The sequence below is a fragment of the Vibrio neptunius genome, from assembly GCA_019339365.1.
Taxonomy (GTDB): domain Bacteria; phylum Pseudomonadota; class Gammaproteobacteria; order Enterobacterales; family Vibrionaceae; genus Vibrio; species Vibrio neptunius.
In genome coordinates, this window is the sequence record CP079860.1 from 1,364,373 (window position 1) to 1,377,021 (window position 12,649).

Here is a 12,649-nt window from a genome sequence, read left to right on the forward strand (position 1 = left end):
GATTAACAGCTCTTTCTTCGGCCGGACAGTATCTTTAACAATATTTACATTGGAATGCCTGCTTACAGCATCGGCAAGGTTGAACCAACCAATAGCGCAGCCATCAGCATATTAAAACTTCTCACTCTTATATTGCTTGTTAGCCAGCGCTGGAGTTCTCGCCCTGCAATGATCCAGAAGCTTCCCGATGGGAAGTTGACCAATAAGAAGGTGGAGGCGATGATAGACAGCTCCAGCCAACCGCCGCCGTTACTGTACAAAGTGACAGAGCTGAGTGCCATGGACCAACCTTTAGGGTTCACCCATTGAAAACTGGCTGCGGCCAAAAACGTCATTGGCTTAAAGTTTTCGACGTCCTTTGCTTTGCCACTCAGGGCGATTTTAATCGCCAGGTAACCTAGGTATGTTAGGCTGACATACTTAAGAATTTGGTGAGTAACAGGGTAGGCTTCAAAAATACCAGTCAACCCAAGACCGACCAACATCACCATGAAGGCAAACCCAAAAGCCACCCCTGACATATGGGGTAACGTGCGTTTATAGCCCACATTTGCGCCTGATGTCATCAGCATGATGTTGTTAGGTCCCGGAGTGAAGGTCGAGACAAAGGCAAAGAGCACCAGAGCGCTCAGTTGTTCTAATTCCATAATAATATCCCTTAATTTATTGGGTGGAAAAGATTGCTCAATTAAATAAATTGTCTGACCGGTCAAGTTCTATAATAGGTGGAATAGAACGCAATTTTGTGCTTTTATTCGAAACATAGGCGTAAATTGCACAATAGAGAGGCGTTATGGACAAGTTTGACGAAAGAATATTGCTTGAGCTTAAAAGTGACGGGAAAATAGCCAATGTGACACTTGCTGAAAGAATTGGTTTATCTGCTTCGGCGACATTAAGACGGGTACAAGAACTCGAACGACAGGGGATGATTAAAGGCTACCGAGCTGTTCTTGACCGAACCCAGATGGGGGTTGGTTTTATCGCATATGTGTCGGTTGGGTTAGCGAGCCATCGTCGGCAAGCCCAGCTCGAGTTTGAGCAGCATGTTCGGTTTGTCGATCAAGTTGTTGAATGCCACAATATCACTGGTGCAAATGAATACTTGTTGCGGGTTGAAACCGAAGATCTAACCAGTTATAAAAAATTCCATGCCGATGTATTAGGTGAGTGCGCTCAGGTCAATGCAATTACGACTATGGTGGTCATGGATTCTCCAAAAGATCAAAGATAATTAAACAGGCGTATGATTTAATATTCTGAGTTGATTGTAAAACATATTGACAACAAGGAATGTCATCTATCTTTGTGAAAGACTTGTTGTCTAAACAATGAAATAGAGTTGACGTTCTATTTTAAATATTGATTATGTAAAGACACTTTTAGTGTGCACTGCCTTTCTGATAAATAAGTATAAAATATCTATAAATTCGTCCAACCTGTCATTGTGCCGATAGTTATTAGTCTATAAAAATTTATATTATATTAATTTCTCACAAGGGATCGAAACAGTGACTCTGCTCTTAAACAACATGTCTATTCGTGCTCAGGTTATCTCCCCTGTCGTCTTGGCAGCGATTTTATTATTGCTCTCTTTTGGGGTGACCAATAATAATTTGGCCAATGTGCAGAAAAACTCAGCAGTGAATACTCAATCTTTGATTTTCTATAAAGATACCTTATCCCAAATTAATGATGAAATTTACTCATTGCGTATACTGCCTATTGACGCCGATAACCAGATTCAAGTCGAAGAGAGGATAGCGCAGATAGAAGCTCATCTCTCCATGATGATGGAGCGAAAAACGTTTGCTGAGGATATTGAGAAGATCCGTGAAACCTTAGCTCGCTATGTCGCACTATCAACCCAATTCTTTGACGTCGTGAGGCAGGGGAAAAGTGGCACTGACGATGAACCACAGCAACAGACTTTCATTACTCAGCTCGGCGCTAATGTTGATGAGATGACAAAATTGCTCAAGGAGATGTCGAAAAAGATTGGACACTTCTCAGAGGTGATGACAACAGAGAACCAGACTAACTACCAAGCAGTTCAAAAGACGGCAACCATCATGGTATTTACTCTGTTGGTCGTGTCTCTACTTTTAGCTTGGTGGTTGTCGGGCATCATTGTGAAGCCAATATTGACGCTGCGCATGGCGGTAAGCGATGTCGCGGAAGGCGATCTGAATGTGTCTTTAGACGCTAAGGGACGCAACGAAATTGCCCAATTGAGTCGAGATGTTAACAAAACAGTCAGTCGGTTACATTCGACCGTGCAAGCGCTGCGACAGATAAGTGAAGAAGTGTCTATCGCCTCCACACAATTGACTTCTGCTGTCGGCAAAACCGAAAGCAACGCCCAGTTAGAGTTGAAGGAGATGGAAGATGTTGTGACCTCAATCGCTCAATTGACGGGCGCTTCTCAGCATTTAAGCGGTAATGTGCAATTAGCAGATACCACTGCTCAGCAAGCAGACCAATTGGCTCAGTCAGGGCTGAATGTGTTTCAACAAAGTCAGCAAGTGAATCAGCAGATGAGTCAATCGCTTGGCAGTGCAGCAGAGGTGATACTCATACTGAAAAAAGAGTCAGAGAATATCAATGTTGTGGTAGAGGTGATAAAGAATGTCTCAGAACAAACCAACTTATTAGCACTGAATGCCGCCATTGAGGCGGCGAGAGCTGGCGAACTTGGTCGCGGGTTCGCTGTAGTTGCAGATGAAGTTCGGATGCTGGCTGGGCGCACTCAGGAATCAACCACTAAGATTCAAAGCATCATAGAAGATATCCAGCACCAAGCTAATTTGGCTAACGAACGCATGCAGAGCAGCCTAGATTTGTTAGCCAGTAGCAACAGTCATTCACATCAAGTCAGTGAAGCTTTGATGGGCATAACGCAATCAGTGTCCGACATCAATCAACTCAACCTGAAAGTGTCCACCGCGACTGAACAGAATTCTCTAGTGGCTCAGAATATTAACGATAACATTACCACGATGCTATCTCTGGTTTGCGAAAACGTAGAAGCAACGAGCCAAAGTACTATGGCTAGCACGACCTTAGCTAAATTGGTGGAGAAACAGAAAACTAAACTCGATTTCTTTAAGCTTTAAATGAATTGTGTATGAGTTTGATTTACGTTTTAATGGAAAAAAACAATCATCTTTATCTATCGTTGCGTGGTTGGTTATTAATTTAATTGATATAATATAATTATTGTTCTATGCCTATTGTGTTTATCGTTGTATGAATATGCGCAGATTACGGTGGTAAGCCTTCAATGTTGAGGGAAAATGTCATTTTTCCTTGACCGAGAAAAGCACCGCTTTAATATTGGCGGTCAATTTTTTAGGGCGGTAAATAAAAATGAAATATATATGGGTACTGTTGTTGTCGCTATTTTTATCGGCTTGCGGTGGCGATGGCGATAGTGGCGAAACAACTCAGCCATCTAGTACGTCCTCAACGTTATCTTATCGCGATTCCAATCAGGGACGCGCCTTGATCAATGTGGATGGACTTAGAGAGACTATATTAACTGTAGAGAACACCAGTTCGGATCGGTTGAACATCACGACAGACACATCAGGTTTAGCGGTTGGGTTTTCAGTGAGTGATGACCAATGTCAGGGAGCGGAGCTTGCCACGTCGCAGACCTGCCAAATGACTCTTCAGTTTCTCAGAGACGAAAACTCCCAAGGCAATATCACTGTCAATGGTGTTGCTCAAAGTGATGGTCGTCGGACGGTGTTGGATTTGCCAGTTTTTGGTATCAAAGATCCATTCGATGACAATGCTGATGCATATGCCGGACATGTTAACACTAGCAACTTATGTCAAGTCATTAACCCTGCTCTAGTAGGTTGTCGTTTCTATAAGTTGGGTGACGTCACTTCACCAGCTCTAGGTTCTTGGGATACAGGAGGTGGTGCCTATACTTATACGTTTAACGGGCCATTGGTACAGACTTACTTCCCTGACCAGTATCTTTTTATGACACCTTTAGTTACGCGGCGTTCCTGCTCTGCAGGAGAGTTTTATTATGTCGCTCAGAATGGCTTCACGACGTCAGGATCAATCGACATAGCCAGCAATCAAGATAATGTCTTTATCAAATATCACCCACTGATGTCAGATGGCATAACCAATGGTATTGCAGGGCACACCGTTAACTTTTCAGGTCGGCTAAGTCTCACCACCAGCCAGAATGACCAGTTTGCGGGCAATATCGCTCAGTCAGCTCATGACAGCGTTTGGTCCGGGCCAAGTAATGTACCAGCGTTACAGCAACTGCTTAATACAAATACTAACGCCTATGTTAGCTCATCCTATACAGATACTAATAGTGGGCGAACCATATACGCCGTCAACAGCCTCCTCAATAGGGATTATTTACGAGCTTTACTGGAGTATTTACAACTAAACCCCGACCCACACGAAATTGATACCCTTTCAGATGCCCCTCACCTGCAAGACCCTGTTTTTCAGGCCAGCGTGCTTCAGTATCGGCAAATGGTTGCTCAGCATTGCCCGACAGGTTTCAATTGATTGCTTTTACTGACGATTTTGAGTGATATTCAGTTGATGGTGTCTTTTTCGCCCAGAATGTTTTAGTATGCCCGACTTGGTTCATTGAGAGGTTCATCTGTATTTGTACCTAAAAGTGTACCAAATGATTAAATTTTCATTTTTTCTTACATTTAACTCTATGTTAAATAAAGAAATATAAACAAATCAAGTGTTGCTTGGTGTGCAACACCACTGTAAAGGATAGTTAAATGCCTATTATTACTCTTCCTGACGGCAGTCAGCGTCAATTTGACAACCCTGTTTCTACTCTTGATGTCGCACAATCTATCGGTCCTGGTCTTGCTAAAGCAACCATCGCTGGTCGTGTTGATGGTAACCGTGTTGATGCATGTGATCTTATCGAACAAGATGCAAGCCTAGAAATCATCACAGCTAAAGATGAAGACGATGGTCTAGAAATCGTTCGCCACTCATGTGCTCACCTACTTGGTCACGCGATCAAGCAGCTTTTCCCGGAAGCGAAAATGGCGATTGGTCCAACTATCGATAATGGTTTCTACTACGATATTGACCTTGAGCACTCTCTAACGCAAGAAGATCTCGAGAAGATCGAAAAGCGCATGAAAGAACTGGCTAAGACCAAATACCAAGTTATCAAGAAAAAGGTCAGCTGGCAGGAAGCACGCGATGCATTTGAAGCTCGCGGTGAAACATACAAGATGGAAATCTTGGACGAAAACGTCTCTCGTGATGATCGTCCGGGTCTTTACCATCATGAAGAATACATCGATATGTGTCGTGGTCCACACGTACCGCATATGGGTTTCTGTCAGCATTTTACGCTACTGAACGTAGCAGGTGCATACTGGCGTGGTAACAGTGACAATAAGATGCTTCAACGTATCTACGGCACGGCATTCCACGACAAAAAAGCACTGAAAGCGCATCTTACTCGTTTAGAAGAAGCGGCAAAGCGTGACCACCGTAAAATCGGTAAACAGCTAGACCTATTCCACATGCAGCAAGAAGCTCCGGGTATGGTCTTCTGGCATCACAACGGCTGGTCTATCTTCCGTGATCTGGAAGTATTCGTTCGTGAAAAACTGACTGAATACGGTTATCAGGAAGTGAAAGGTCCACTAATCATGGACCGTGTTTTATGGGAACGCTCTGGTCACTGGGACAAATACGCAGAAGCCATGTTTACAACGGCTTCTGAAAACCGTGACTATGCACTTAAGCCAATGAATTGTCCTGGCCACGTTCAGATCTTCAACCAAGGTCTTAAGTCGTACCGTGATCTACCGCTACGTATGGCGGAATTTGGCTCTTGTCACCGTAACGAACCTTCTGGTGCGCTACACGGCATTATGCGTGTTCGAGGCTTTACTCAGGATGATGCGCATATTTTCTGTACTGAAAGTCAGATTCAAGACGAAGTCACTAGCTGTATCAAGATGGTTTACGATACATATCAGACATTTGGTTTTGATAATATCGTCGTTAAACTATCTACTCGCCCAGAAAAGCGTGTGGGTTCAGATGAAATCTGGGATCAGTCTGAAGAAGCGTTGAAACAGTCTCTTGAAGCGATGGATATTCCATACGAGATTCAAGAAGGCGAGGGTGCTTTCTACGGCCCTAAAATTGAATTTACGCTGCACGACTGCTTAGACCGTGCATGGCAGTGTGGTACGGTTCAGCTAGACTTCAACCTACCAGGCCGTTTGGGTGCGACCTACGTCGATGAAAACAACGAACGTCAAGTTCCTGTCATGATTCACCGCGCTATCCTAGGGTCATTAGAACGATTCATTGGTATTCTGATTGAAGAATATTTCGGTTTCTTCCCGACTTGGCTGTCTCCGGAGCAAGCAGTAATTATGAATATTACTGATAAGCAATCGGATTATGCTCAGGAAGTGGCCCAAAAACTACAAAAATGTGGAATTAGAGCTAAAGCGGACTTGAGAAATGAGAAGATAGGCTTTAAAATCCGCGAACATACTTTGAAGCGTGTACCGTATATGCTGGTTTGTGGCGACCAAGAGATGGAAGCCGGAGAGATTGCAGTACGTACCCGTAAAGGCAAGGATCTTGGCAAGTTTAAAGTGGATGACTTTATTTCTTACATCCAAGACGAGATCTCAAGCCGTAAGCTCAATCTGGAGGAATAAACTATTAAAGGCGGAAGACGCGGCCAAGTACCGGCCAAACAAAATGCTCATCGTTTAAACGGTGAAATTCGTGGCGTTCGTGAAGTTCGTTTGACTGGCGCTGATGGTGAATCAGTTGGCGTTGTTTCTATTCAAGAAGCGGTTGCAGCAGCTGAAGAAGCGGGTATGGATCTAGTAGAAATTAGTCCAAACGCTGAGCCACCAGTATGTCGAGTAATGGACTACGGTAAATTCCTCTTTGAGAAGAGCAAGTCTGCTAAAGAGCAGAAGAAGAAGCAAAAACAGGTTCAGATTAAGGAAGTTAAATTCCGTCCTGGAACTGATATTGGAGACTATCAGGTAAAACTACGCAACCTGACGCGTTTCCTTGAAGAAGGCAACAAAGTGAAGGTAACAATTCGCTTCCGTGGCCGAGAAATGGCACACCAAGAGATCGGTGTTGATGTTCTAAATCGTCTTAAGGAAGACACTGTTGATTTAGCAGTAGTGGAATCTTTCCCTAAGAAGATCGAAGGGCGTCAGATGATCATGGTGCTTGCCCCTAAGAAGAAGTAATTAACGGCTTACAAGTAATTAAATCCTGCCGTTTTTCAAAACGGCAGGGCTTTATTCGCCCTGATTACATGTTTATTAAACTACTACAATGCGGAGTTATTCATCATGCCTAAGATGAAAACCAACAAAGGTGCTGCTAAGCGTTTCAAGAAAACTGCTGGTGGTATTAAGTTTAAGCACGCTACTAAACGTCACATCCTGACTAAGCGTACTACTAAGAACAAGCGTCAACTACGTCCAAACGCAATCCTTCCAAAATGTGAAGTGGCTGCAGTTGTTCGTATGATGCCATACGCTTAATTCTTTTTAGTTTATTTATCGTTTAGTTTAGGAGAAGCATAATGCCTCGCGTAAAACGTGGTGTACAAGCTCGTGCACGTCATAAGAAAGTTCTAAAACAAGCTAAAGGTTACTACGGTGCACGTTCACGTGTTTACCGCGTAGCTTTCCAAGCAGTTACTAAAGCTGGTCAATACGCTTACCGTGACCGTCGCAACAAGAAGCGTCAATTCCGTCAACTATGGATTGCACGTATCAACGCGGCATCTCGTCAAAATGGTCTATCTTACAGCCGTTTCATCAACGGTCTTAAGAAAGCATCTATCGAGATCGATCGTAAGATCCTTGCTGACATCGCGGTATTCGACAAGGCTGCATTTGCAGTTCTAGTTGAGAAAGCGAAAGCTGCTCTTTAATTAGAGTTAGTGATTAGGATTAAGAAAAGGAGAGCTTCGGCTCTCCTTTTTTGTTGCTATCATTCCCACATTTCATTCAATATCGCCAATCCCATCGGTATTACTGTTGAACCATCGACAAGATGTTTTAATGTTGCCTATTTTTCTCCAATCAGTGATGGCTATATTTAACTCCCTAGACTGAATCTGGTTGATTGGGCGTAGATATTGCTGCGGCCTAAACAGAATTTGGTGAGTAAAAATCCTTACTCGTTTAATACCTATGTGGCTATTCGATCGCATCAATGGGTGGGTCTATGCCGTTCTAGGTTGGCGTTCTGATCAAGCAACGAGGTGAGAGCCGCACCATGCCGATCGAACAATCTTACGCAACATCGACTACACTCTCTAGAAGTGTATTTGATGAGATCAGATCATGATTGTGCGAATTATTATTGGGTTAACATTGTACTTATTGTTCGCCCAAGTAACAGTAAGTGCGAAGGTCGTCTGGGCTATTCAGGACGAGTGGCCACCCTATGTGATTGATTCACATGATGTCAAAGGGCTGGCACATGAGATTGTAGAAGAAGCGTTTGCTGTGCAAGGCTACAATATGAAGTATACGATTAAGCCATGGAGCCGTGCCTTACGAGAAGTGGCAACCCAACGCTATGATATTGCTCTCACGGTGTGGAAAAGCAGTGAGCGATTGGAGTACCTCTACTACAGTGACGCTTACCTAACCAACTCACTGATTTTTGTGACGCTTAAGAGCAATACGTTTGATTACGAAGATTTAAAAAGTCTGACTGGTAAAAGAATCGGTGTCATTCGGGGCTATGCCTATGACGATGCTTTTATGCATTCCAATGACTTTGATCGTTTAGATGCAGACAATTTAGCGACCAACGTTAAGAAACTTAAAACCGGAAGAATTGATGCGTTAGTGGCAGATAAGATCTTTTTTCGCTGGTTTATAAGGAATAGCGGCATGGAAATTGATGAATTTGCTCTGATTGATAAACCGTTAGCTGCAAACCCCTTATACATAGCGACGAGTCGCGATCATCCCAACAAAGAGCAGATCATTTCGGCTTTTAATTCAGGCTTGAAAGTGCTCCAACAGTCGGGGCGGATCTCCGCCATTTTTGAAAAGTACGAATAGTGTGCATTTCCAACCTGAATACGATTAGGGTGACATTATGGGCCGAAACAAAATGTCGCAACATCATCCACTCATATTAGTCTTTGAGGAACTTTGTCATGTACTTTAAGTGGTCACACTTCACCCTTACCTTGTTGTTGTTTTGGAGCCAGACGGTGACGGCTGCCACATTAAAAATATCTCAGGATTTGTGGCCACCTTACATTATGAATTCTGTGCAAGGCAGTGGTGTTGCCCATGATATTGTTGCCGATGCATTACTGTCAGCCGGATACGAGCTAGAGTTCTCAATAAAGCCCTGGACAAGGGTACTCAAAGAGACTAGGACGGGGCAAAATGACGTCATTGTTTCCCTCTGGAAAAGCGAGGAGAGAGAGAAATTCCTTCTCTTTAGCAAGCCTTATACGAATAATGATATGGTCTTTATCTCTCGTAGCGAGGCACCATTTGAGTATCAATCAGCCGATAGTTTGCGAGGAATGAGAATTGCGCTAATTAATGATTATGCATACGCCAACAACTTGCGAGAGCACAAAGATATCATTCCTGTCCACACCTTAGATTTACCCAATAGCATCCGTTACCTAATGGCCAACAAAGTCGATGTGCTCGTGGCTGACGAAGCGGTGGGAAGGTGGACAGCACATGGAATGAGGATACCAAAAGATAAACTCTACTTTAGTAAAGCCTATTTTGACTCAACCCCACTCCACGCTGCGGTTAGAAAAGATCACCCCGAAGCAGAAAAGATCATCTCGATTCTAAATAACTACTTTAAAAATCATGCGGAAGGTAAGCTGGAAGCACTGCACGTACTGTATGGATTAAAGGACTAAGTTTCAAGATAGAAAAGGGGGCTCACTTTATGAGTTCATCTGCATAAATAAACAAGAGGCTTGAGTAAAGCCTCGACCCACCCATCAGTGTATTGTTCACTGCAAGCGGAGTCGATATATGACTCTCTAATATGCGGTCCGTACCGTAGTGTTATGGGCAGAGAGGCCCAGGCTTGGCAATTCGTTCAATCATATAGTCACCCCGAAGGTTACGATTGACCACCGCATGCCACATTGCGCCGTTTTCGAGCGTAAATTCAATAGCGTAGTTTATCCCACTGACCACTTGAGTTCTTACTTGGTTGATTTGCTTGACTGATGACTCGTTGTTCATTTGACCAAGAATGGTATCCATCGCTCTCATGACTTCAGGCGTTATGCCAGAGGGGGACCATCCACCAGGTAACCCTTTTTCTAGGCACACTGGCCTTTTAGCCTGTTCTTGCTCAGGCTGCGATTGTTTTGCACAGCCTACAAGTACCAGCACAGATATGACTGACGAAGCAAAAATTCTGTTCATTATAATTATACCTTGATGTTAAGAGTGTAAGCGAAGCTTAGGTCAATCTATTACTAGAGTGAGTGGCTTCAATCATAGAGATTTAGATGTTCGACAAGTTAAATTTAGGTCAGAGTTGAGGATGAGGAAAGGGATTGCCGCTTTTCAGCATAGCAAAACGCAGTACTGAGGTGATAAACGCCTTATTCCAGTGGTTTCTATGGAATTTCAGCCAGCTAAAGGGTGTTTAAAATTCTGGTATTTAATTTGCTGGTCATTAAATAAGTACACACTCTCTTTAGGTGTGAGAGCTACACTTACAATGTCCTCAACAGTGTTGGGCAGAGGAATGGATAATGAAAAAATGGGGATTGTTAACTACGCTCTGTTTTGCTTTAACTGGCTGTAGTACCAAGTTTGTATATAACAATATGGATTGGTTGTTGGTTGAGTATCTGGAAGATTTTGTTGAATTGAATGACGAGCAAGAAGAGCTAGTCAGTGAAAAAAATTGAAGTGCTGAGTGATTGGCATCGACGAGAAGAAATTCCCAATTACATTCAGCATTTAGATCAGCTCATTGCGCTTGACCCTAAATCGTTTACTGAAGAAGACTTAAAGCAGCAAGAAGTGCAATTCCAGAACCATACTCAAAGACTGGTCAGTCAGATAGCGCCAGAAATGTTTGCTTTGGCCAGTGAGCTGTCGGATGAACAAGCGGAAGAACTGATGAACAATATTCGTGTTCGACATACACGTTATAAAAAAGAAATATCAGAAGCTCTCTGAAGACGAAATTCGTGAAAACTATGAAGAAAAGATCACTGAGAATTTTGATGATTGGCTGGGTTCTGTGACGCCTGAACAAGAAAAAATGATCCGGGAATGGACCTCTCAACTCTATGTAACCTCATATGACTGGATTGATCATCAAACCAAAATGCGGGTTGAAGTGAATGCTCTACTGACTAATCGCATGCAGGTGGAATACTTTAATCCCCGTTTCCAGCAGCTGATGTTTAACCCTGCCAGCTTCTATTCTACAGAGCTTGAAGAAAAAAATTGGTCACAACAAAGCGATAGCAAACAAGTATCTGGTTAGAATTATTAACTCAGTAACAGACAAGCAAACCGCTCATTATCGCCAAGAGCTACGAGATTGGAGAAGCGTTGCAATGGATATTCAATAGCCGATTTGTTCGGTAGAAGCTTGGTGAAGTAGGCGAATTTAATCGTCACTTTAGTTTACCTCTCTCATCAACACCGTTACATTAGTCTGACAACTCCCAACTGAATCAAAAAGATGGAATGGATTCTATTGTTTGTAGCCGGAGTGCTTGGCGGAATTCTTAACAGTGTTGCCGGTGGTGGAAGTTTTATCACATTTCCGAGTTTACTGTTTGTTGGTGTGTCTCCTGTTGTAGCCAATGCAACCAACACTTTTGCCGCCTGTGCTGGTTACGTCAGTGGTGCTTATGGGTTTCGACAAGACATCGCTAAACACCCTAAACCCATTTTGTTTACCGTCATCCTTAGCTTAGTCGGTGGCGCTTTAGGGGCTTACTTACTACTCAGTGTTTCTGAATCTCTGTTTCTAGAAGCCATTCCTTGGTTGTTATTATTTGCGACGGTGCTGTTCTTATTCGGCAGTACAATCAGCGAGTGGCCTAGAAAACTGATTCGTACTGGCTCTTTAAACCCAGTTTGGTTGAACATCACACTATCCGTGTTTTTGGTGTTGGTCTCTGCCTATGGGGGCTTCTTTAATGCTGGGCTAGGGGTTATCGTACTGAGTTACTTGGTTCTTGCTGGGTACCAAGACATTAATCAAATGAATGGCCTTAAGCTTTTGGTGTCATCGTGTGTTTCGCTGACAGCCATCTTAGTGTTTGTTCTAGATGGTTCAATTGACTGGCCTAGAGGGATTGTCGTGATGCTAGGGACGCTATCTGGAGGTTATGCCGCTGCAAGGGTGTCACGTAATGTGCCTCAACAATACGTCAAAGGTTTTGTGGCAGTATCGAGCATTTTGATGACCACATATTTCTTCTACGATGTTTATTGGGTGTGAATGAGATGATAGATCATGGTGAGTCATGTTGTGTCTCATAAATAACCATATAAATTATGATGAAATTCTAAGTTTGCTGATGTGTTGGTAAGGTGTTGTTGAATATTTGATACGCTGAGCTTCAATACCGAAATAT

Annotated in this window: 12 protein-coding genes and 1 pseudogene; 11 read left to right on the top strand and 2 right to left on the bottom strand. The window is 43.2% G+C overall.

From position 1 onward, the window contains the following. Positions 1-62: 62 nt before the first annotated feature. Positions 63-647 carry a LysE family translocator gene (locus tag KW548_23030; protein ID QXX08493.1) on the bottom strand — a complete coding sequence of 195 codons (585 nt, stop codon included), beginning with the start codon at positions 645-647 and terminating at the stop codon, positions 63-65. A gap of 146 nt (positions 648-793) precedes the next feature. On the opposite strand from KW548_23030, the gene KW548_23035 reads away from it, so the two are divergent. The 9 genes from KW548_23035 (at position 794) to KW548_23075 (ending at position 9,943) form a co-directional block, all read left to right on the top strand. Next, a complete protein-coding gene (locus tag KW548_23035) occupies positions 794-1,234 on the top strand; it encodes an Lrp/AsnC family transcriptional regulator (GenBank protein QXX08494.1) in 441 nt (146 codons plus the stop codon). Positions 1,235-1,511: 277 nt separating this feature from the next. Further along, positions 1,512-3,116 (top strand): methyl-accepting chemotaxis protein, encoded by a 1,605-nt coding sequence (locus KW548_23040; protein ID QXX08495.1) that lies wholly within the window; start codon positions 1,512-1,514, stop codon positions 3,114-3,116. Positions 3,117-3,369: 253 nt separating this feature from the next. Further along, positions 3,370-4,551, top strand: coding sequence for a hypothetical protein (locus tag KW548_23045; protein QXX08496.1), 1,182 nt, complete (start codon positions 3,370-3,372; stop codon positions 4,549-4,551). A 230-nt stretch (positions 4,552-4,781) separates the two neighbouring features. After that, the gene (gene thrS / locus KW548_23050; protein ID QXX08497.1) at positions 4,782-6,710 is read left to right on the top strand and encodes a threonine--tRNA ligase; all 1,929 of its coding nucleotides are present in this window, start codon (positions 4,782-4,784) and stop codon (positions 6,708-6,710) included. A gap of 3 nt (positions 6,711-6,713) precedes the next feature. Next, positions 6,714-7,265, top strand: a complete 552-nt coding sequence (gene infC, locus KW548_23055; protein QXX09514.1) for a translation initiation factor IF-3 — start codon at positions 6,714-6,716, stop codon at positions 7,263-7,265. A 105-nt stretch (positions 7,266-7,370) separates the two neighbouring features. Beyond that, on the top strand, positions 7,371-7,565 hold the full coding sequence (gene rpmI, locus KW548_23060) for a 50S ribosomal protein L35 (GenBank protein QXX08498.1): 195 nt from the start codon (positions 7,371-7,373) through the stop codon (positions 7,563-7,565). Between the two features lie 41 nt (positions 7,566-7,606). Then, positions 7,607-7,960 (top strand): 50S ribosomal protein L20, encoded by a 354-nt coding sequence (gene rplT / locus KW548_23065; GenBank protein QXX08499.1) that lies wholly within the window; start codon positions 7,607-7,609, stop codon positions 7,958-7,960. 415 nt (positions 7,961-8,375) lie between these two features. After that, positions 8,376-9,107, top strand: coding sequence for a transporter substrate-binding domain-containing protein (locus tag KW548_23070; protein ID QXX08500.1), 732 nt, complete (start codon positions 8,376-8,378; stop codon positions 9,105-9,107). 98 nt (positions 9,108-9,205) lie between these two features. Continuing rightward, positions 9,206-9,943 carry a transporter substrate-binding domain-containing protein gene (locus tag KW548_23075; protein ID QXX08501.1) on the top strand — a complete coding sequence of 246 codons (738 nt, stop codon included), beginning with the start codon at positions 9,206-9,208 and terminating at the stop codon, positions 9,941-9,943. A 151-nt stretch (positions 9,944-10,094) separates the two neighbouring features. Here the strand turns inward: KW548_23075 and KW548_23080 are convergent, their stop codons facing one another. Beyond that, the gene (locus KW548_23080; protein QXX08502.1) at positions 10,095-10,463 is read right to left on the bottom strand and encodes a 2-oxoglutarate dehydrogenase; all 369 of its coding nucleotides are present in this window, start codon (positions 10,461-10,463) and stop codon (positions 10,095-10,097) included. A gap of 335 nt (positions 10,464-10,798) precedes the next feature. Between KW548_23080 and KW548_23085 the strand changes: the two are divergent. Next, positions 10,799-11,632 (top strand): annotated as a pseudogene (locus KW548_23085) (hypothetical protein). Positions 11,633-11,745: 113 nt separating this feature from the next. Next, positions 11,746-12,513 carry a sulfite exporter TauE/SafE family protein gene (locus KW548_23090; GenBank protein QXX08503.1) on the top strand — a complete coding sequence of 256 codons (768 nt, stop codon included), beginning with the start codon at positions 11,746-11,748 and terminating at the stop codon, positions 12,511-12,513. The last annotated feature ends 136 nt before the right edge of the window (positions 12,514-12,649 follow it).

Bases quoted from the DNA above. Each gene is read 5' to 3' on its own strand.
- KW548_23030 (QXX08493.1), bottom strand. From the start codon at position 647: ATGGAATTAGAACAACTGAGCGCTCTGGTGCTCTTTGCCTTTGTCTCG.
- KW548_23035 (QXX08494.1), top strand. From the start codon at position 794: ATGGACAAGTTTGACGAAAGAATATTGCTTGAGCTTAAAAGTGACGGG.
- KW548_23045 (QXX08496.1), top strand. From the start codon at position 3,370: ATGAAATATATATGGGTACTGTTGTTGTCGCTATTTTTATCGGCTTGC.
- thrS (QXX08497.1), top strand. From the start codon at position 4,782: ATGCCTATTATTACTCTTCCTGACGGCAGTCAGCGTCAATTTGACAAC.
- rpmI (QXX08498.1), top strand. From the start codon at position 7,371: ATGCCTAAGATGAAAACCAACAAAGGTGCTGCTAAGCGTTTCAAGAAA.
- rplT (QXX08499.1), top strand. From the start codon at position 7,607: ATGCCTCGCGTAAAACGTGGTGTACAAGCTCGTGCACGTCATAAGAAA.
- KW548_23070 (QXX08500.1), top strand. From the start codon at position 8,376: ATGATTGTGCGAATTATTATTGGGTTAACATTGTACTTATTGTTCGCC.
- KW548_23075 (QXX08501.1), top strand. From the start codon at position 9,206: ATGTACTTTAAGTGGTCACACTTCACCCTTACCTTGTTGTTGTTTTGG.
- KW548_23080 (QXX08502.1), bottom strand. From the start codon at position 10,463: ATGAACAGAATTTTTGCTTCGTCAGTCATATCTGTGCTGGTACTTGTA.
- KW548_23090 (QXX08503.1), top strand. From the start codon at position 11,746: ATGGAATGGATTCTATTGTTTGTAGCCGGAGTGCTTGGCGGAATTCTT.